General features: G+C 44.2%; 17 protein-coding genes. All 17 read left to right on the top strand.

Going from position 1 to position 20,690, the window contains the following annotated elements:
- Nucleotides 1-26 precede the first annotated feature (26 nt).
- The 17 genes from NST74_RS17955 (at nt 27) to sleB (ending at nt 20,591) form a co-directional block, all read left to right on the top strand.
- The gene (locus NST74_RS17955; protein WP_341113652.1) at nt 27-1,004 is read left to right on the top strand and encodes a DHH family phosphoesterase; all 978 of its coding nucleotides are present in this window, start codon (nt 27-29) and stop codon (nt 1,002-1,004) included.
- A complete protein-coding gene (truB, locus tag NST74_RS17950; RefSeq protein WP_341113651.1) occupies nt 1,001-1,915 on the top strand; it encodes a tRNA pseudouridine(55) synthase TruB in 915 nt (304 codons plus the stop codon). The genes NST74_RS17955 and truB overlap by 4 nt, the downstream gene beginning before the upstream one ends.
- A gap of 37 nt (nt 1,916-1,952) precedes the next feature.
- Nucleotides 1,953-2,900 carry a bifunctional riboflavin kinase/FAD synthetase gene (locus NST74_RS17945; protein WP_042128851.1) on the top strand — a complete coding sequence of 316 codons (948 nt, stop codon included), beginning with the start codon at nt 1,953-1,955 and terminating at the stop codon, nt 2,898-2,900.
- Nucleotides 2,901-3,048: 148 nt separating this feature from the next.
- Nucleotides 3,049-3,318, top strand: a complete 270-nt coding sequence (rpsO, locus tag NST74_RS17940; RefSeq protein ID WP_036656390.1) for a 30S ribosomal protein S15 — start codon at nt 3,049-3,051, stop codon at nt 3,316-3,318.
- A gap of 385 nt (nt 3,319-3,703) precedes the next feature.
- Nucleotides 3,704-5,806: a polyribonucleotide nucleotidyltransferase gene (pnp, locus tag NST74_RS17935; protein ID WP_341113648.1), complete on the top strand. Its 2,103-nt coding sequence runs from the start codon at nt 3,704-3,706 to the stop codon at nt 5,804-5,806.
- 246 nt (nt 5,807-6,052) lie between these two features.
- The gene (locus NST74_RS17930) at nt 6,053-7,036 is read left to right on the top strand and encodes a polysaccharide deacetylase family protein (RefSeq protein ID WP_341113647.1); all 984 of its coding nucleotides are present in this window, start codon (nt 6,053-6,055) and stop codon (nt 7,034-7,036) included.
- 76 nt (nt 7,037-7,112) lie between these two features.
- Nucleotides 7,113-8,381: a M16 family metallopeptidase gene (locus NST74_RS17925; RefSeq protein ID WP_341113646.1), complete on the top strand. Its 1,269-nt coding sequence runs from the start codon at nt 7,113-7,115 to the stop codon at nt 8,379-8,381.
- Nucleotides 8,350-8,802 (top strand): dUTP diphosphatase, encoded by a 453-nt coding sequence (dut, locus tag NST74_RS17920; protein WP_445668145.1) that lies wholly within the window; start codon nt 8,350-8,352, stop codon nt 8,800-8,802. Before NST74_RS17925 ends, dut begins: the two co-directional genes overlap by 32 nt.
- 194 nt (nt 8,803-8,996) lie before the next feature.
- Entirely contained in the window at nt 8,997-9,893 is an 897-nt protein-coding gene (gene dpsA, locus NST74_RS17915; RefSeq protein WP_042128839.1) for a dipicolinate synthase subunit DpsA, read from the top strand.
- Between the two features lies 1 nt (nt 9,894).
- Complete coding sequence (locus NST74_RS17910) at nt 9,895-10,491, top strand: dipicolinate synthase subunit B (RefSeq protein ID WP_042128837.1); 597 nt, start codon at nt 9,895-9,897, stop codon at nt 10,489-10,491.
- A gap of 357 nt (nt 10,492-10,848) precedes the next feature.
- Nucleotides 10,849-12,072 carry an aspartate kinase gene (gene dapG / locus NST74_RS17905; RefSeq protein ID WP_042128835.1) on the top strand — a complete coding sequence of 408 codons (1,224 nt, stop codon included), beginning with the start codon at nt 10,849-10,851 and terminating at the stop codon, nt 12,070-12,072.
- Nucleotides 12,073-12,088: 16 nt separating this feature from the next.
- A complete protein-coding gene (gene dapA / locus NST74_RS17900; protein ID WP_341113644.1) occupies nt 12,089-12,964 on the top strand; it encodes a 4-hydroxy-tetrahydrodipicolinate synthase in 876 nt (291 codons plus the stop codon).
- A gap of 510 nt (nt 12,965-13,474) precedes the next feature.
- Nucleotides 13,475-15,154 (top strand): ribonuclease J, encoded by a 1,680-nt coding sequence (locus NST74_RS17895; protein WP_341113643.1) that lies wholly within the window; start codon nt 13,475-13,477, stop codon nt 15,152-15,154.
- A 214-nt stretch (nt 15,155-15,368) separates the two neighbouring features.
- Nucleotides 15,369-16,148, top strand: a complete 780-nt coding sequence (locus NST74_RS17890; protein ID WP_375103285.1) for a ClpP family protease — start codon at nt 15,369-15,371, stop codon at nt 16,146-16,148.
- A complete protein-coding gene (locus tag NST74_RS17885) occupies nt 16,145-16,357 on the top strand; it encodes a YlzJ-like family protein (protein ID WP_042128829.1) in 213 nt (70 codons plus the stop codon). The genes NST74_RS17890 and NST74_RS17885 overlap by 4 nt, the downstream gene beginning before the upstream one ends.
- Nucleotides 16,358-16,435: 78 nt before the next feature.
- Nucleotides 16,436-19,096 (top strand): FtsK/SpoIIIE family DNA translocase, encoded by a 2,661-nt coding sequence (locus NST74_RS17880; RefSeq protein WP_341113640.1) that lies wholly within the window; start codon nt 16,436-16,438, stop codon nt 19,094-19,096.
- Nucleotides 19,097-19,724: 628 nt separating this feature from the next.
- The gene (sleB, locus tag NST74_RS17875) at nt 19,725-20,591 is read left to right on the top strand and encodes a spore cortex-lytic enzyme (RefSeq protein ID WP_341113639.1); all 867 of its coding nucleotides are present in this window, start codon (nt 19,725-19,727) and stop codon (nt 20,589-20,591) included.
- Nucleotides 20,592-20,690: the final 99 nt, after the last annotated feature.

The raw sequence follows: 20,690 nt of genomic DNA, 5'->3' as shown, positions 1-20,690 counted from the left end.
AACAACCTTTATAAAGGAGACGGCGAATGCAGAGCTATGAACAAAGTCTCCAGCAGACCCGTGAGTTTCTGCTGGAACACGACGATTACCTTGTAGTGTCGCATGTTCAGCCGGACGGAGATGCAGTCAGCTCCACCCTAGCGGTGGGCTGGCTTCTCTCATGTCTGGGCAAAAAATACACTATGCTGAATGAAGGACCGATACCGAAGCGGATGGAATACTTATGGCATTCGGATGAAATCATCAATATGGCCTCTAGTGAACCGCCCCGTCAATACAGCAATGTTATCTGTGTGGATTGTGCTGATTTTCAGCGAGTAGGGCTGACCCATCGCTATTTTGCGAATGATGCTCTAATCCTGAATATTGACCATCACCCAACTAATAACGGTTATGGACTTGTGAATTTAATCAAACCGGATGCTGCTGCGACTGCGGAAATTTTGTTCGATCTGCTAAAGACGTTCGAGATTACATGGGACATCGATATTGCTACAGCAATATACACTGGTCTCTTGACAGATACTGGTGGATTTCGATATACCAACACATCACCTAAAGTAATGGCGGCCGTATCCGAACTGCTTTCATATGGTGTTAACGGTCCTGAACTGGCTGAAACCTTACTTGAAGAAATGACATTGCCACAGATTAAAATTCTAAATAAAGCGTTAAATACTCTTCAATTATCACCCGAAGGGAATATTGCCTGGCTGTATGTTACACCTGAGGATATGATCGAATGTGCTGCTGCGAATGAAGATTTAGAAGGAATTGTGAACTACCCTCGTAATATTCGAGGTGTGGAAGTAGGAATTCTTTTCAAGGTCATTCATGAACATGCGGTTAAGGTTAGTTTGCGTTCTGCTGGTAAGGTGGACGTGGCTGATCTAGCGCAAACGTTTGGAGGTGGCGGTCATACCCGTGCTGCAGGTGCGCGTATAGAAGCTACACTTGAAGAGTCAATAGCTCAGGTGCTTGAGGAGGTTAGACGTCATTTATGAGTGAATTAGAAGGTGTACTGGCGGTTTACAAGCCGGCAGGCTTCACTTCACATGATGTTGTAGCCAAGGCGCGTCGTATTCTCGGTATGAAACGGATCGGACATACGGGAACGCTTGATCCTCAGGTGACAGGTGTACTGCCGCTTTGTCTGGGTCGTGCTACTCGTGTTGTGGAGTATATTCAGGAGTTGCCCAAAGAATATGTGGCAACACTGAGACTGGGGATGTCCAGTGATACTGAGGACTTAACTGGGACTATTATAGAAACTGTAGATGAGGTGCATGTAACTGAAGAAGAGGTTCTATCAGTGCTTGCTTCATTTAAAGGGGTTATTTCTCAGGTTCCACCGATGTATTCTGCGGTTAAAGTTGACGGCAAACGTCTTTATGAGTTAGCAAGAGAAGGTAAAACCGTTGAACGTAAAAGCCGTGAAGTAGAGATTTATGAAATTGAAATGACGGATATGACTTGGGAAGGCAATCATCCCGATATCACATTCCGGGTGCTTTGCTCTAAGGGGACGTACATTCGTACGCTCTGTGTTGATATCGGACGAGCACTTGGACTACCGGGTGTGATGGTAAAGCTTGAGAGAACGATGTCGGCAGGGATTTCTGCTAGTCATTGTCTTACGCTAGAGGATATTGCGACTCACAAGGAAGCCGGAACATTGGAAGATCATTTAATCGCTGCAGACGAAGCCATTTCTCATATGCCAAAGCACACTGTAATGGATGAGAAAAAGAAGGCAGCTTTGCAGGGGCAGCGTTTGTCCTCGCGATTTATCGCTCCAGAGGTGAAGACGAACAGTCAATTTCGGCTATACGATCTTCAAGGTGGATTTCTTGGCATTTATGAATTGGAAGATACAGGTGCAATAGCTCCAGTGAAGGTGTTTGCACAAGCTTAAATCTATTTTACCAAGTGAATTGTAGGTGAGAAACAGCGTGAGAACCGTAACGTTAACCTATCCGATGTCTCCGGAGACTGCTGCAGAGTGGGCTCAGCCTCAAGTGGCTGCTCTAGGGCAGTTTGACGGATTGCATCGTGGACATGCTAGCGTCATTACATCCGCTGTGGCCTTAGCCCGTAAACAAGGTGTACCGGCCGCAGTCCTTACATTTCATCCCCATCCTAAAGATGTTATGGGTAAGGGTGATTATGAAGGGTATTTGACGCCACCCGTAGAAAAGCAGGAGATTCTAGCTAGTATGGGTGTCGATATCTTATATGTTATTGAATTTAATGAGCAGCTTTCCCGTGTAAGTCCACAAAATTTTGTCTCTGTTATGCTTTTGCCGCTACATATTGTAACTGCAGTTGTCGGCTTTGACTTTCGTTTTGGTTATCAAGGTGAAGGCGATGTTGAGATGCTTCGCAAGCTGGGTGAAGGTGTTATGAATGTAGAGGTTGCTCCCCCTTTTCTGCTTGAAGGAGAAAAGGTCAGCAGCTCAGGCATTCGCAAAAGTCTCCAAAACGGGGATTTAGAGCTGGCAAATTCCTGGTTCGGACGTTGTTATTATCTTCGTGGTGAAGTGGGTCATGGTGAGAAGAGAGGTCGCACAATTGGTTTTCCAACGGCGAATTTGAAGCTCAGTGCTCATTTTGTAATACCAACTAAAGGTGTTTATGCCGTCCGAGTCTTTTATAAGGATAAAGTTCTTTACGGGGTTATGAATGTGGGCGTTAAACCTACTTTTCATGACGGTGTTTTGACTCCAAGCTTTGAGGTTCATCTGTTTGACTTCGAAGGAGACTTGTATGATCAAGAGCTCAAGGTAGAATTAGTATCTTACATTCGGCCTGAACGGAAATTCGAATCTATAGATGCGTTGATCACTCAAATTGGTGAGGATGCAGAAACCGCAAAGAAGATTTTGGGGTATAATCTATAGTCATCCCGGACAAGCCGTTTACTTTTGTTAATGGAGATGCTATACTAATAAACGTTGCTGGCTTACAGCATCATAACCTTAGCTTGGTTGCACGTTCTCACCGACGGTGACGAGGCTAGTGGCGATTATATTGAAGGAGGTGAACAGGATGGCATTGACTCAAGAACGTAAACATCAATTGATCGACGAGCACAAAACTCACGAATCCGATACTGGATCCCCTGAGGTGCAAGTTGCTATCCTAACGGAGAACATCGTTAATTTGACTGACCACTTGCGTACGCACAAGAAAGATCATCACTCCCGTCGCGGATTGTTGAAAATGGTTGGACAACGTCGTAAACTTCTGGCGTATTTGAAAAACAAAGACATCAGACGTTACAGCGCCCTGATCGAAAGACTGGGATTGCGTCGTTAATTTTCCATAAGATAACCCTTAAAGCAGCCTGGTTGTATACCGTATGTCCTTCTCGGAGCGACAGCGGGACAGCTGGGTTGCTTTTTGAAAATTTAGGGAAAACTTTATAGCAAGACTGATGAGATTATTCGTAAAAACGGCGACTGTACTTCATCTGTAAGACTTAGCCGTTTCTTCTTATATGCATACAGAACAGGCTACATACCTTAAATTATAAGAAAGTATACGTTATACTTTATTCTTATAATTCTCGCATAAACGCTTCCGTCCTTATAAGGACGCCTAAGGCGTTTTTAGCTTGGGGACAAGCCTTTCCGATTCATTAGATCGATATGTGAACCTGCTATATTTGACTGCGGGTCTACTACTATTCAAGGAGGTATTTATGGAAAAACGTGTAGAAATGCAGCTAGGCGGAAGACGCCTTGTGCTGGAAACGGGCCGACTAGCTAAACAAGCAAACGCAGCCGTTATGGTGCGTTATGGGGATACTTCGGTATTATGTACCGTTACGGCTTCGAAAGAGCCGAAGGACCTGGATTTTTTCCCGCTTACAGTTAACTATGAGGAAAGATTATATGCGGTAGGTAAAATTCCGGGCGGATTTATTAAACGGGAAGGCAGACCGAGTGAGAAAGCGATTCTGTCCAGCCGTTTGACTGACCGTCCAATCAGACCACTGTTCCCTGAAGGTTTCCGTAACGATGTTCAGGTATTGAACATGGTAATGAGTGTGGATCAGGACTGCGCACCAGATATTGCTGCTATGATCGGTACTTCAGCTGCACTTAGTATTTCCGATGTGCCTTTTGATGGACCCATCGGCGGCGTTGCTGTAGGTCGGATTAATGGAGAGTTTGTGATCAATCCGGATATGGCTCAGCAAGCAATCAGTGATATTTATGTAGTGGTTGCTGGAACGAAGGAAGCAATCATGATGGTTGAAGCAGAAGCGAACGAAGTGACGGAAGATGTGATGCTCGAAGCGATTATGTTCGGTCATGATGAAATCCGTAAGATCGTTGCAACCATTGAAGAACTGGTCAAAGTGGCTGGTAAAGAAAAAATGGCTGTGAAGCTGCATGCAGTGAATGCTGACGTGAATACTGAGGTCCGTGCATTTGCTGAGGCTCGTCTGGTGGAAGCCGTTAAAATTGCTGAAAAACATGCTCGTCAGGAAGCGATTGATGTCGTTAATGATGAAGCGGTTGCGTATTTCGTAGAGAAGTACATAGAAGCACCGGAGCTTCTGAAAGATGTTAAAGAAGTCCTACATGATATCGTGAAGGATGAAGTAAGACGTCTAATCACGCATGATAAGGTTCGTCCAGATGGACGTAAACTTGATGAAATCCGTCCGATTGAATGTGATACAAGCCTGATGCCGCGTACACACGGTTCCGGTCTGTTCACACGTGGACAAACACAAATCCTTAGCGTTTGTACCCTTGGAGCTCTAGGTGATGTACAAATCCTCGACGGAATCGATCCTACTGAAACGAAACGTTTCATGCACCATTACAACTTCCCGCCGTTCAGCGTAGGGGAAGCTCGTCCGCTTAGAGCACCAGGACGTCGTGAAATCGGTCACGGAGCACTTGGAGAACGTGCATTATCCAAGGTAATTCCTAGTGAAACTGAATTCCCGTACACGATTCGTCTAGTATCAGAAGCGATTGAATCTAACGGTTCTACCTCCCAGGCAAGTATCTGTGCCAGCATTCTGGCTATGATGGACGCTGGTGTGCCAATCAAAGCACCAGTAGCCGGAGTAGCAATGGGTCTGATCAAAGACGGAGATCATGTCTCCATCCTGACGGATATTCAAGGTATGGAAGATCATCTCGGAGATATGGACTTCAAGGTAGCTGGTACAGCAGAAGGTGTTACAGCTATTCAAATGGACATTAAGATTGCCGGTATCGACCGCAACATTCTTCAAGATGCACTTCAGCAGGCTAAAGAAGGCCGTCTGTTCATCTTGGACAAAATGAATGAAGCGATCTCTGCGCCAAGACCTAATCTGTCCAAATATGCTCCAAAAATCATTATTATCAACATCAATCCGGACAAAATCCGTGATGTTATCGGTGCTGGTGGTAAGATTATCAATAAAATTATTGAAGAAACCGGCGTGAAAATCGACATCGAACAAGATGGCCGTGTCTTTATCGGTTCATCAGATGAAGAAATGATCCAAAAGGCTCGTTCGATTATCGAAGGTCTTGTGCGTGAAGTACAAGTCGGAGAAATCTATGTGGGTACAGTTAGACGTATTGAGAAATTTGGTGCATTTGTTGAACTTATTCCGGGCAAAGACGGATTGGTACACATTTCCCAATTGTCTACTGAGCGTGTAGCTAAGGTAGAAGATGTTGTTGCTATTGGTGACACCATTACCGTTAAAGTTACTGAGATCGATCCACAAGGCCGGGTTAACCTGTCTCGTAAAGCAGTGTTGACTTCGGAAACTGGAGCTAAAGCGTAAGTTTGATCTTAGTAATAACCTTTATTAAAGGGATCTAATTTCATTATTAAAAGAGACAGAAGCGATTTACGTTCTGGCTCTTTTTTTATATGAACGAAGCTGGAAAACTGTAGCAAACATTCCTATCTATTAGTCTTGTATCTGTTCATGACATAAATTCCTCCCTTGTCTCATAGATTGGGACAAAGTGTCTTGTAATCGTGTGGAACGAACCTGAAATTCGTTTCTATCGGGGAGGAAGTCGTCATGAAGACGGAAAAGGTGGCATTAGTGGTTGCTTGTGTAGCAATCGTGATAGGAATTGGCAGCACACAGGGGCCGGTCAAGGACATGCTTGCACAATTGAAACCGCAGGATGATCTTGCAGTGTGGAAGGATATTCCTAAGGCGGCGAACAATGATCTTCGTCTGAGGATTGAGACCGCAGCTGCTAAGCTAAATGCGCCCCCAGTGGATGCCGTGGTTGACCGGGTCTGGAAAGCCATTCCGGGCTATAACGGACTTGAGGTTGATGTAGAGAGTACCTATCGGAATGCTCTTTTGGCGCCAAAAGAACCCATTAAGTTTGTGTATCGACAGATCGAACCAAAAGTATCGCTTAATGAACTGGGAGCAGAACCTATATATCGCGGAAATCCGGCGAAACCGATGGTTTCACTGATGATTAATGTGGCTTGGGGAAATCAGTACATTGTGCCAATGCTGGATATTCTGGATGAAGAGAACGTGAAAGTTACGTTTTTTCTGGACGGAAGCTGGTTGAGTAAAAATCCGGAGCTAGCTGCAGAAATGCTAAAGCGTGGTCATGAGATGGAGAATCACGCGTATACCCACCCCAATATGAGTACCTTAAGTCGAGCGCGGGCCACCGTAGAAATTGAGAAGACACAAAAGCTGTTAAAGGAATCGCTTGGAGTCACTAATAAATGGTTCGCGCCTCCATCAGGTGATTTCGATCAAGAGACAGTAGAAATTGCTAGCAGTTTGGGCTTAAAGACTGTACTCTGGACTGTGGATACAGTGGATTGGCGCAATCCTGCTCCTGAATCCATTGTTGTCAAAATCACAAGTAAAGCTGAACCCGGCACACTTGTTCTAATGCATCCGACTGCCTCATCCTCCAAGGCGCTGAAGGCCATGATACGCGGGATAAAGGCAAAAGGGTTACAGCTAGGTACAGTTAGCCAAACACTCTCAGCGGAGCGTCTAATCCCCTCTGATGTTGAGTGAGTGATCTATTTCTGGTAGGATTATAGGCACGTGTATTAATTTAGATAGAACATGGCTATTGCCAGGAGGACTTGAAGTGGAAAAAATAGTATTATCCAATGGATTGCGAGTAGTAATGGAAAAAATTCCGACAGGCCGATCCGTTTCATTCGGCATCTGGGTAAAGACAGGTTCGCGGAATGAAAACCCTGGAAACAACGGGATATCCCATTTTGTAGAACATATGCTTTTTAAAGGTACAGACCGATATAGTGCTAAGGACATCGCCGAGCAGTTCGATGCTATTGGCGGCAATGTAAATGCATTTACCTCTAAGGAATACACTTGCTATTATGCAAAAGTACTGGATGAGCATCTGCCCATCGCAGTAGATGTGTTAGCAGATATGTTCTTCCGTTCACGTATGGATGCTGAAGAGCTGGAGAAAGAAAAGAATGTCATCCTTGAAGAAATTTCAATGTGCGAGGACACACCAGACGATCTTGTACATGATTTGATGTGTGCTGCTGCTTACAAGGATCATCCGCTTGCGTATTCTATCCTTGGCTTAAAGGAACGGCTAGAGGAGATGAAGCCAGATGATCTTCGTGCATACATGAAAGAGCAGTATACGATTGAGAATACGGTAATAAGTGTAGCGGGCAACATCAGCGATGGACTGATTGAGCTGCTGGAGAAGCATTTTGGTTCTTTTGCTAATCATGGCATATCTGCGCCGCTGACTCCACCGGATTATTATGGGGAAATGTTGTTCCACCGCAAAAAAACAGAACAGAATCATATTTGTCTTTCCTTACCAGGGGTCCGCTCTGGTGATCCATTACAATATGCTATGGTGCTTATTAATAATGCCATTGGCGGTGGGATGAGCTCACGGATGTTCCAAGAGATTCGTGAAAAACGAGGCCTAGCCTATTCTGTATATTCATATCATAGTTCTCAAGCGGATTCTGGATTGTTCACGGTCTATGCTGGAACAGCACCAAAGCAAACCAAGGATGTAATGGAGCTTATTAAAGAAATGATGTACGAACTCGCTACTAAGGGCCTCAGTGAAGATGAATTGAGAAAAGGCAAGGAGCAGCTTAAAGGTAGCCTCATTCTTAGCCTTGAAAGTACTAGTAGCCGGATGAATCGTATCGGAAAAAATGAACTTATGCTCGGAAAACACAACACATTAGACGATATGATCGCTAAGATTCAGTTAGTTACGATGGACAATATCAACAGTGTGCTTGATAATATGTTTGCTGAGCCGCTTTCTTTAGCGATGGTAGGTTCAACAGATAAAGCTATTGCAAATGTTAGGAGAGATGATCTTGTCTTATCACGTACAAATCAATAAACTAGCTGGAAACGAGGATGTTAATCTTCCTTGTAAAATGTCAGAACAGGCTTCCGGGTATGACCTTTATGCCGCTGTTGAAAACGAAGTTGTTCTTGCACCTGGAGAACGTGCATTAATTCCAACTGGCATATCATTAGCTATGCCAGACGGATTAGAAGCTCAGATTCGTCCAAGAAGTGGACTAGCCTTGAAGCATGGGATTACTTGTTTGAACACACCAGGAACGATTGATGCTGATTATCGTGGAGAGATCAAAGTGTTGTTGATCAATCTAGGCCAGGAGCCGTTTGCGATTGCTCGTAATGAGCGTATTGCCCAAATGGTATTTCAAGCGGTACCAGTGGTAACTTTGGTTGAGGTTGATACTCTATCCGAAACTGAACGCGGCGCCGGAGGCTTCGGTCACACTGGGAAATAATACAAATCATTATAAAGCTTGCGAATCTATGCCTAATCGGCGTGATTTGCAAGCTTTTTTTGTTCAAATATGACAAATTATAAGTTTTACATTTAAGTCTGCATAGTAATTCTTCTCCGCTTTTCACCCATTAAGAATGCCCAGCATAAGATGCTCTATAGTCGATAGTGTATGTTGAAAGGAGCGTCATCCCTATGCTTACTGGCGTCAGGATCGTGTTCCTGGGCGGGGACGCGAGACAGCTTGAAGTGATTCGGAAATGTGTGGAATTGGATGCGACGGTAAGCGCTGCCGGGTTCGATAAGTGGGAAGCCCCTTGCCCGGGGGTTAGCCTGGAACAGATGTCGGTAGAGCTGCTTAGTAATGCAGATGTATTAGTGTTGCCTACAGTTGGTTGTGATGACGAAGGGAATATCAGTGCTCTATTTTCTTCTGATCGCTTGATGCTCTTGGAGGAACATTTTACTGCTCTGCCACCCCATTGTTTGGTGTATAGCGGTATGGCCAAAAGCTACTTGCGCAGCATGTGCGCCAAGCATTCATTAAAGTTAATTGAATTGCTTAATCGTGATGATGTAGCCATTTATAACTCCATCCCAACAGCGGAAGGAGCACTGGTTATGGCCATACAGAACACGGATTTTACTATTCACAGTTCCAAATCGATGGTACTGGGCTTAGGCAGAACAGGTTTTACGATGGCAAGAAGTCTGCAAGGACTGGGTGCTAGTGTTAAAGCCGGAGTTAGAAAACAGGAACATTATGCACGAGCAGAGGAAATGGGCTGGAAGCCTTTTATGACCAGTGAACTATTGCTTCATGTGCCAGATGTTGATCTGATATTTAATACAATTCCAAGTATGATCATCACCGCACAAGTACTCTCACGAATCTCACCGCATTGCTTAATTGTCGACCTAGCTTCCGCTCCAGGTGGATGTGACTTTCGTTATGCTGAGAAAAGAGGAATTAAAGCGATGCTGGCACCTGGACTCCCTGGCATTGTAGCTCCTAAAAGCGCTGGGATTATTATGGCAAATGCGCTGGTTCAGTCGATATCGGACGAGGCTTTAATCAAGGGGGACGAATAAAATGGATTGGCACGGAAAAACAGTAGGGTATGCGATTACCGGATCTCACTGCACGTTTGCTGAGGTAATGCCGCAAATTCAACGCTTCGTAGACGGGGGAGCAAACGTAGTGCCCATAGTTTCAGCATCCGTACTAGGGACCGACACCCGCTTTGGAACATCGCAAAATTGGCTAAAACAGTTGAAAGATATAACAGGTAATGATATCATTTCTACAATTGTTGAAGCGGAACCGCTGGGTCCTTCCAAGCTGCTGGATGTGCTTACAATAGCACCATGCACTGGAAATACAACGAGTAAATTAGCAAATGCTATGACCGATAGTCCAGTGCTCATGGCTGCAAAATCGCAGATGCGCAATGGACGTCCACTTGTTCTGGCGATATCTACAAATGATGGCTTAGGTCTTAATGCAGCAAATATTGCTAAGCTTCTTGTGGCCAAACATATTTATTTTGTGCCATTCGGACAGGATAACCCTGAGGGCAAACCTAACTCGTTAGTAGCGCGTATGGATCTTATCCCAGAAGCTTGCTATGCCGCTTTGCAAGGTAAACAACTACAGCCGATGATTGTTGAAAAGTTTCACTCTGTCTAGAATAGGGCGGAATCGGTAGAATTAGTTGCGGTCAATAAAAGGGGAGATGTATCAAATGAGCAATGAGAAGTTACATGCTGCCGTGGTCAGAGTTACCTCTTAATCAAGAGACACGGCCGTTAACGCTCAAAGCCAAGATCTGCCATACCCATTGCTGAGATCATTGCTACCAAAACAATATAAGCACTACTGCTACCGTCCTCATTTCGAGGGCGGTACAACCATTTTTCAAAATATTAGAACTTTACTTAAGAAATAAGCTTACGTACTGTAATGGAATTGCTCGTTTAGAAACGATATTAGTTCTGTTTACGAATGATTAGTGTGTTTGCTTTAACAATAATGGAGGAATTATACATGGGTATTCTGGTACAAAAATTCGGAGGAACATCACTTTCAACGCCACAAGCTAGAGAGCACGTAATTCGTAATGTCAAACGGGAGCTCGCAAGCGGCTATAGTTTGGTCATCGTAGTTTCGGCTATGGGCCGACGCGGAGAACCTTATGCAACAGACACTCTACTGGATTGGGCTGTGCAGAATGGAGATGCATTACCTGAGCGTGAGAAGGATCTCTTGATGTGCTGTGGTGAGATTATCTCTGCGACTACACTTTGTGGACTGCTGGAGAATGAAGGGATTGCTTCTACCGTATTAACGGGAGCTCAGGCTGGGTTTATGACAGATAGTAACTATGGCAATGCAAGAATCCTAGATGTACGTCCTGAACGAATTCTCCGCGAACTGCGTGAAGACAAAGTGGTTATAGTGACGGGGTTCCAAGGACAGACTGAAGCTGGTGACTTGACGACTTTGGGCCGTGGAGGAAGTGATACCTCTGCTACTGCTTTGGGTGCTGCTCTTCATGCAGATATGGTTGATATCTATACAGATGTGAACGGAATTCTTACAGCAGATCCGCGGATCGTTGAAGATGCAAAACCGCTAACGTATGTTAGTTATACAGAAATTTGTAACATGGCTCATCAAGGAGCAAAAGTAATCCATCCACGTGCGGTTGAGATTGCTATGCAGGCACAAATTCCAGTGCGAGTTCGTTCAACCTTTTCAGAGGCTGAAGGTACACTGGTTACAAATCCAGAAGGATTCAACGACATCCAGTCTGGTGGCATTGTAGATCGCTTCGTAACAGGTATTGCTTACGTTAGCAACGTTACCCAAATTTCTGTGGAGTGTCCAGACGGAAATGGTACGGGCGTTCAACTGCAAATTTTTAAAAGTATGGCGGACAACGGAATAAGCGTTGATTTTATTAATGTAACACCTACGGAAGCACTTTATACTGTGTTCGATGACAAATCAGAAAAGGCCATCTCGGTACTCCAGCAATTGGGTTTGCGTCCTAAGAGCTTATCAGGTTGTGCAAAAGTTTCCGTTATCGGAGGCGGAATTAACGGTGTGCCAGGTATTATGGCTCGCATTGTTGAGGCACTTAGCTCACAAAATATTCAGATTCTCCAATCCGCAGATTCGAATACAACGATTTGGGTGCTGGTGAAGAAAGAGGACATGGTGCAGTCCCTGCGTTCGCTGCATGCTATGTTTGAATTGCACCGCTGACAAGGAGGAATTCAAAGTGGATTTCGGAAGATTAATAACAGCCATGGTAACCCCCTTTGACGGGGATGGAGAAATCAACTGGGATGTAACTTCAGAGCTTGTCGATTATTTAATTGAGGAACAGAAAACAGAGGCTTTGGTTGTCTGTGGCACGACCGGAGAATCTCCAACGTTAAGTGATGAGGAGAAATTGCAGCTGTTTTCTTTTGTACTTGAGAAGGCGAATGGTCGCTGCAAAATCATCGCTGGGACAGGTAGCAATAATACGAAACATTCGATTCACCTTACGAAGGAAGCTGAGAAAATTGGTGTGGATGGCGTGCTATTGGTCGTCCCGTATTATAATAAGCCTAATCAGGAAGGGCTTTATCAGCATTTTTCCGCAATTGCTTCGGAGACTTCATTGCCAGTCATGTTGTATAACGTTCCAGGTCGCACGGGTGTAAGTATGAGCGTAGACACAACCCTACGACTTGCTGAAATTCCGAATATTGTTGCGACAAAAGAATGTGCATCTGTCGATCAAATTACACTTATTGCTTCTTCGTGTTCCGATGACTTTCGCGTATATACTGGTGATGATTCAGCAGGATTAGCTAGTCTAGCCGTTGGAGGATACGGAATTATCAGTGTAGCTAGTCACGTCGTTGGTGCACAGATGTCAGAAATGATCTACGCATATAGCTCAGGAAACGTTCTACGAGCAGGAGAGATTCATCGGCAATTGTTCCCAATTTTCAAAGGATTGTTCGAATGTCCTCAACCTCTACCGAATCCTTCTGCGGTTAAATATGCTTTAGGTCTGAAGGGGCTGCCTGTTGGAGGCGTCAGATTGCCGCTTATTTCACCTACAGAAGCTGAAGCGGCTTTTATTGAGGCATTATTTCAATAAGAGCTGACCAGTGATATTTTAGTATTTACACCGGCTTCTCCTTTGGAGAGCCGGTTTTTATTTTTATAATATTTTGCTGAAATATTGGGTCACATTTAAGGAAAGAATTTGGATACGCGACAGGGTGACTTGTCTTTTGCCAAAAAAATCATGTATAATGTTCTTAAGTGACTGGGTGCGGTTAAAATTAAATATGCGGTAATCTTCCGTCAATGGTATACATTGTGAGACAGGATAGGTCCCAAGATGAGTCTGTGTAAATGATTGACATGTCTTCGCGCGAGGGGCGCGACGGTGAATTTTGACGGCATTTGTCCGCTTCAATATGAACTTTACTGCCCGGAATCGGGAGCTTTCGCATTGCGCATTTTACAGATATCAGGAATATCCTTGTTAATTAAGGAAGCTATCAGCTGTTTGAAGAATGTGTTCAGCGCCGCTGAAATAATCGAAGTTCAATATTTACCAATAAAAGTATGACGTCCAACATCATAGGAGGGTTAGATTCATTTGTCCAAAAAAAACAACAACGATAAATTGATGATTTTCGCATTGGGCGGAGTCGGAGAAATCGGGAAAAACATGTATGTCATTCAATATGGAGCTGACATAGTAGTCGTGGATTCGGGACTCAAGTTCCCGGAAGAAGATATGCTCGGTATTGATATTGTAATTCCTGATATCTCTTATTTGACAGAGAACCGTGACAAGGTAAGAGGGATTGTGCTTACCCACGGACACGAGGATCACATCGGTGGTCTCCCATATGTCCTGAAGAACTTGAATGTTCCTGTTTATGGAACAAGACTTACATTAGGCCTTGTAGAGAACAAATTGAAGGAAGCAAACTTGCTTGGTGACACCAAACGAATTCTGATCAATGAAGATTCAGAAATTCAACTTGGAAGCTCGCTCAAAGTTACTTTCTTCAGAACAAATCACAGTATTCCGGATTCCGTCGGTGTGTGCATAGAAACACCGGAAGGAAACGTAGTTCATACGGGAGATTTCAAATTTGACCACACTCCAGTCAACGGTCAATTTGCAAATCTGCATCGGATGGCTGAAATTGGTCAAAAGGGTGTACTTGCTCTTTTGTCGGATAGTACGAATGCTGAGAAACCAGGCTTTACCCCATCTGAGAAGAATGTCGGTATCGTTCTGGAAGACATTTTCCGCAAGGCTGAACAACGTGTCGTTGTAGCAACTTTTGCTTCCAACGTGCACCGTATTCAACAAGTGGTTAATGCAGCAGAATCCACAGGCCGTAAGATTACAGTAATTGGCCGTAGTATGGTAAACGTTGTATCCATCGCTTCTGAGCTTGGATATTTGAACGTACCAGATGGTATGCTGATTGAGCCTGAAGAAATGAACAGAATGGCAGCGAACCGTGTCGTTGTTCTTTGCACAGGCAGCCAAGGCGAGCCAATGTCTGCATTGACCCGTATGGCACGTTCCAGTCATCGTAAAGTAGATATTTTGCCTGGTGATACTGTTATCATTGCGGCAACACCTGTACCAGGTAACGAGAAATATGTAGGCCGTACCATTGATGAATTGTTCCGTCTTGGCGCTAACGTTATTTATAGCGGTTCCAATTCCGGCGTTCACGTATCGGGTCACGGTAGCCAGGAAGAGCTTAAACTTATGCTCAACCTGATGAAACCGAAATATTTCATTCCAATTCACGGTGAATATCGTATGCAGCGCAAACATGCCCTTTTGGCAGAATTTGTTGGCGTAGATTCTCAGAACATTTTCATTACTGAAATCGGTGAGATTGTGGAAATTCAAGGCGGTGCCGCTCGTAAAGCTGGTAAAGTAACGGCTGGTAACGTATTGATTGACGGTCTGGGTGTAGGTGATGTAGGTAATATTGTATTGCGTGACCGTAAACTGCTGTCTCAAGATGGTATTTTGGTTGTCGTAGTTACACTTAGCAAACAAAATGGTGCGATTGTCTCCGGACCTGACATCATTTCCCGTGGTTTCGTTTATGTTCGTGAGTCCGAAGGACTGCTCGACGAAGCGAACCGAATTGTTTCCAGTACATTGCAACGCCTGATGAGTGAGAAAGTAAATGAGTGGGCTTCGCTTAAAACAAGCGTAAAAGATTCGCTCGGTCGTTTCTTATATGAGCAAACGCGTCGTAGACCGATGATTTTGCCAATTATCATGGAAGTGTAAGGAGAATTCTCCTTAAATAAATATATAGCTAGGGCATTGCCCCTTTTCCCCGGAAATATTGGACGGTTTCTACGGGAAAAGGGGTTTTTGTATTGTTTATATTCACATCATAAGGAGAGGGTTGCATAATGCGGGGCCCTGAAATGTCATACTAATGAAAGTTAGTAAGGCTATAGCAGACCAGAGCTGCATAAGAAAAGGGAGAGCTGCGAAGATGAACTACATGGATGGATCAAATGGAGCAAAGAATGAGGAAGTTATACCACAAGAGGGAAATCCGAGTACAAATGAGAATATGCCGCCCACTACAATGGGTGCAATAAAAGAGCTTGGACAAACAGCGGTTCCTAGTGGTGAACCGGATATCTTTTGCATAACGATTATCGGTCAAATTGAGGGTCATATTGTTATGCCTCCTCAGAACAAAACAACAAAATATGAGCATATCATTCCGCAGCTGGTGGCAGCTGAACAAAATAAGAATATTAAGGGTCTGCTTATTATTTTAAATACTGTAGGTGGAGATGTCGAAGCTGGTCTAGCGATTGCCGAAATGATTTCTTCGCTCTCTAAACCGACAGTAACAGTTGTCATTGGAGGAGGACATAGTATTGGCGTTCCGATCGCTGTATCCTCTACGTATTCGATTATTGCGGAAAGTGCAACGATGACGATTCATCCGATTCGTATGAATGGTTTGGTAATCGGTGTACCACAAACGTTCGAATATATGGAGAAAATGCAGGAGCGCGTAGTAAAATTCGTTACTTCCCATTCTCGGATTTCTGAGGATCAGTTCCGTGACTTGATGTTTAAGACGGGTGAGCTCAATCGTGACATTGGAACCGCCGTTGGGGGACTCGATGCCGTTAAATATGGGCTCATGGATGAGGTAGGCGGGATTGGAGCGGCCTTAGCACATCTTAACCGCATGATTGGTGGAGATTTCTCTGCAGCGCCTACTGCAGCAATTTCGGGAGGGCTTACGCAATGACACTTTATACGATAATGTCGATGGAACAGGTGTGGGAAGGGGCATTTAATAATTACGCTACAACGCGAGAAGTTAGTGTTCAAGGGATGCTAATGCAGGTTGAGCCAATGGAGGAAGGACGCGCTCGCATAGTAAGATTGCTGGATTGTCCTTTGGAGCGTTATTTGGATCCATCGTTCTCTCCTGGAGCGATAATTACGTTAACATAAAGATTCATTTTCTGACAAAAGAGAACATAGGTACGCCACGCCATTATATGGTATAATGTTGTTCCGGGGGTGGCTGGCGTGGCTAAACGAAAAAAGAAAAAGAAAAAAGCGCTGCTCGGCAGCGTTTTAAAATATGAAATTTATGGAATTTTACTAATAACGATATCCGTTATTGCTCTGTCCGGTGAAGCGGCGGTAGGGCGATCACTTTCAAGTATGGCGGGTTATTTATTAGGGAGATTTTATTTTGTGTTGCCGCTTGTCGGTATTTTTTACGGTCTTATGGTTATGATCCACCGAAGATGGCCTTCATCTTGGAACAGTCGGCATACAGGCGTGCTTCTGCTTCTGCTATCCATGTGCCTAATGAGCACGATATCTGCAATGGAGCAGAAGCTTGGCCCGTTGTCACTGCTTCATCCTGGCAACGTGATGACACAAATACATAATGATCTTTCGGGATCTCTTTCGCCCGGTGTTAACAATAGTAATGTTTACATGCTGGGTAAGGATATTAGCGGTGGATATATCGGGGGTTTGGAGTATGCTGCACTCCTGTGGCTCTTTGGTAGTCTGGGAGCTAAGCTGCTAATGATCGTCATGCTTGCCATCAGTTTTATGTTAATTACAAATCTCTCTTATGTGGAGATTATTACTCTTTTGCGAGTGCGTACCGTTAAGTTTGTGGAAGGGAGTCGTCTTCATGCGGCAAACCGTCCGAAGGCTGTCCCAGTAGCAGCGAGACCTTCCAAAGCAGCGGCACCCGCTAAGACCCGGCCGGTGAAGCAGCCCGTCTATGAAGAGGATGACGAAGAGGAAGAGGATGATCGTTATTTGCCTAATCGCAAACAACCTGTCCTATTGAAAAAAATATCGGGCTGGTTCACAGGATCAACACGTCCAGAGGTAGATGTAGATCCTGAGGATGATGATCAGGGGTCGATTGTAACAAGTGCTTCACACGGTCCCATCATTTCGGGCCTTTCAGCAAATAGTCGTGTGACGCCACTTGAAGATATCCATCATGATTTTGATGATGCTGATATGGATATGGAACCTGTGACTCCAATTATCCGAGACTTTTTTGAGCACATTCGCTCAGAAGGTCTGAATGAAGAAGATCGGGAGGAATGGAGTGAATTTTCTCCTGCGGCTCGTGGCGTTACCGGCAAAGTTCCTGTTACTGGGGTTAATGAAGTTAATCAACCTCCTTCAAATGAGCCTGAGGAAAATGTGAACATAGACTTGGATGGATTGTTAACTGCAACTCCTGAAGGCGAGATCATTCCTGCTCCACCGGCACCGCCTCCACCCAAGCCTTATAAGCTGCCATCTTTCCGTCTTCTAGCCAAACCTAACAACAGTGGTAAAGCGGGGGATCAGAATGATTATATGCAGACTGCCCGTAAGCTAGAAGCTACACTTGAGAGCTTTGGTGTTCGGGCAAAGGTTCTTGAAGTAGTTAGAGGTCCAGCAGTTACACGGTATGAGATTCAGCCGGATATTGGTGTCAAGGTTAGTCGCATTGTTAATCTTACGGATGACATTGCACTTGCTCTTGCAGCCAAAGATATTCGTATGGAGGCGCCAATTCCAGGTAAATCAGCCATTGGGATAGAGGTACCGAATTCCGAAGTGTCTGTTGTAACTATGCGTGAAGTTATGGAAACACAGATTTTTCAAGAAGCTGAATCCAGACTATCTATTGCTTTTGGACGTGATATTTCGGGTCAGACGATTATCGGGAACTTAGCGAAGATGCCCCATCTATTGGTGGCTGGTGCAACGGGTTCGGGTAAATCGGTTTGTATTAATGGGATTATAACGAGTATTTTATACAAAGCTAAACCCAATGAAGTCAAATTCTTGATGGTAGATCCGAAGATGGTAGAGCTGAATGTCTATAATGGGATTCCCCATCTCTTGGCTCCAGTAGTTACTGATCCGAAGCGGGCGAGTTTAGCTTTGAAGAAGATCGTTGTGGAAATGGAGAAAAGGTATGAACTCTTCTCCAAATCAGGAACGCGCAACATGGAAGGTTATAATAAGCTGATGGCAGAGAATCCAGCTGCGATACTTCCGTATATTGTTGTTATTGTGGACGAGCTTGCGGATTTGATGATGGTTGCCGCTAACGATGTAGAGGATGCTATCTGTCGACTCGCACAGATGGCGCGTGCAGCTGGTATTCATCTAATTATCGCTACTCAGCGTCCTTCTGTTGATGTCATTACAGGTCTGATTAAAGCTAATATTCCATCTCGTATCGCTTTTGGTGTATCGTCCAATGTAGACTCGCGTACCATTCTGGATATGCCAGGTGCGGAGAAACTGTTGGGTCGAGGGGACATGCTCTTCTTACCGATGGGAGCTTCTAAACCGATTCGTGTGCAGGGTGCGTTTATGAGCGATCAAGAGGTTGAGACGATCGTTCAATTTGTTAGCAGTCAAGGAGAAGCAGAATATGATGAGTCCATCGTTCCAGAGGTTGATGACACAATTACTGAAGATCAGGAACCGCAAGATGAATTATATGAGCAGGCTGTAACGATCGTGCTTGAAGCGAAGCAGGCTTCGGTCTCGCTGTTACAGCGCCGGATGAGGGTTGGTTACACCCGTGCAGCCCGTTTGATTGACTCTATGGAGGCTCGTGGGGTAATAGGGCCTTACGAAGGCAGTAAGCCGCGTGAGGTGCTTGTATCACTAGAGCAGTATCAGCATAACAAGATCAGTTCTTAAGCTGGACAAGTCAGTTTAAGCCTTTAATAGACAATAAAAGGGGGTCGACTCCAAGTAGTTCATACTACTTGGAGTCGACCCCTTACTCATGCTGAAGAAATGTAAATGACACTTCAAATAATGGCTTTAGTGAAGCTTCATTAAAATAATTAGGGAATTTCTCCCTGAAATTCTGAGATTATTGGTTTTCAGACTTACAATTAGGGAAAAGCTCCCTATAATTCATCCAGTTTGGTAAGAAATAAAGGAATTGGCCTTATTTTTAGGGAGGAATTCCCTGATTCCATTCATTATCAGAGAATATCCACTATTTTCAGGGAGTTTTTCCCTAAAAGTGCGAACCTGTTACTTGGACTATTGTGAATTCATATCACTAAAATGTTGAGAAGTATGACGTATATCTATAATTTCTATTAATGCGTGGTTCCACAGTAAAATGTGGTCCTTCAAATTCATGATTCATATAAACTCCATATTTTTCTTATTTTGTTTATAGTTGATAATAATTCTCAATTACAATAAAAAGCTATTTCTTCTTTTTTAGTAAATGCATAGGATGCACTGACAGTCGTCATAATAACTTTAGCCATCCATGCAGAACTAACAAAAGAAAGGTAGAGCGAACCCTATGAAGAAACAAAAGATGTGGATATTTGCTGCTTTAACTCTTGCACTTGCAGCCGCGCCGTTTGCAGGAACGTTTTTCAAGGGAAATGGCATTGTTCAGACCAAGCAAAGTGCTGCTGCGTCATTTGTCCACGAGTTAAATAATCCTGACGAAGAAGCCTTACCGGCTTTCAGTACAACACCCATTAAACTTGGGTCAACAGGTCAGGATGTCTATGAATTGCAGGGACGTTTAAAGTATTTAGGTTATTATGCCGGAAAAATAGACAGCCATTTTGGGCCAAAAACGAAGAATGCAGTAACCTGGTTTCAATGGAAATTCGGAATGAAGTCTGATGGCATTGTAGGAGCCAAAACTAAGCTGAAGTTGTATAACGCTACGAAGAACTGGAAGCCGACTGAACCTTCTTCAGGAACGGGAAATAAGACAGCACAGAATAACACTGGTAATAAAACAAATACGCCCAATAAAACGAATTCTCCAGGATTGTCCTCAGGTAATACGATGGGCTTATCGGAGAATGATCTCAAGATCATGGCCAATGCCGTGTATGGAGAAGCAAGAGGTGAGCCTTTCGAAGGTCAGGTTGCAGTAGCAGCGGTTATTTTAAACCGTGTGAAATCACCTAGTTTTCCGAATTCGCCGTCGGGTGTTATTTTTCAGCCGGGAGCTTTTACAGCTGTAGCCGATGGACAAATCTATCTGGAGCCAAATGAACAAGCACGTAAGGCAGTGCAACAAGCGCTTAATGGCTGGGACCCTTCCGGAGGATGTTTGTATTACTTCAATCCTAAAACAGCGACCTCTAAATGGATTTGGACCCGTCCTCAGGTCAAGACGATTGGTCAGCATATTTTCTGTATGTAGATAAGAAGGATAGAAACTTCAGAGAGCAACCGGGAAGAGGCTTCCGGTTGCTTCCTTACTTTGGAATGGTTTAGAATGGTTAATAATTCATAAACATGA

Origin of the sequence: Paenibacillus sp. FSL F4-0125 (genome assembly GCF_038008565.1) — a bacterium.
GTDB lineage: Bacteria > Bacillota > Bacilli > Paenibacillales > Paenibacillaceae > Paenibacillus_AQ.
Note: the sequence above shows the minus strand (reverse complement) of the source record. Positions and strands in the feature narration are given on the sequence as shown.

Coding starts and splice junctions, on each gene's coding strand:
- dapG (WP_042128835.1), top strand. CDS start 10,849: ATGGGTATTCTGGTACAAAAATTCGGAGGAACATCACTTTCAACGCCA.
- NST74_RS17930 (WP_341113647.1), top strand. CDS start 6,053: ATGAAGACGGAAAAGGTGGCATTAGTGGTTGCTTGTGTAGCAATCGTG.
- dut (WP_445668145.1), top strand. CDS start 8,350: ATGATCTTGTCTTATCACGTACAAATCAATAAACTAGCTGGAAACGAG.
- pnp (WP_341113648.1), top strand. CDS start 3,704: ATGGAAAAACGTGTAGAAATGCAGCTAGGCGGAAGACGCCTTGTGCTG.
- sleB (WP_341113639.1), top strand. CDS start 19,725: ATGAAGAAACAAAAGATGTGGATATTTGCTGCTTTAACTCTTGCACTT.
- NST74_RS17955 (WP_341113652.1), top strand. CDS start 27: ATGCAGAGCTATGAACAAAGTCTCCAGCAGACCCGTGAGTTTCTGCTG.
- NST74_RS17910 (WP_042128837.1), top strand. CDS start 9,895: ATGGATTGGCACGGAAAAACAGTAGGGTATGCGATTACCGGATCTCAC.
- truB (WP_341113651.1), top strand. CDS start 1,001: ATGAGTGAATTAGAAGGTGTACTGGCGGTTTACAAGCCGGCAGGCTTC.
- dpsA (WP_042128839.1), top strand. CDS start 8,997: ATGCTTACTGGCGTCAGGATCGTGTTCCTGGGCGGGGACGCGAGACAG.
- NST74_RS17885 (WP_042128829.1), top strand. CDS start 16,145: ATGACACTTTATACGATAATGTCGATGGAACAGGTGTGGGAAGGGGCA.
- rpsO (WP_036656390.1), top strand. CDS start 3,049: ATGGCATTGACTCAAGAACGTAAACATCAATTGATCGACGAGCACAAA.
- NST74_RS17890 (WP_375103285.1), top strand. CDS start 15,369: ATGAACTACATGGATGGATCAAATGGAGCAAAGAATGAGGAAGTTATA.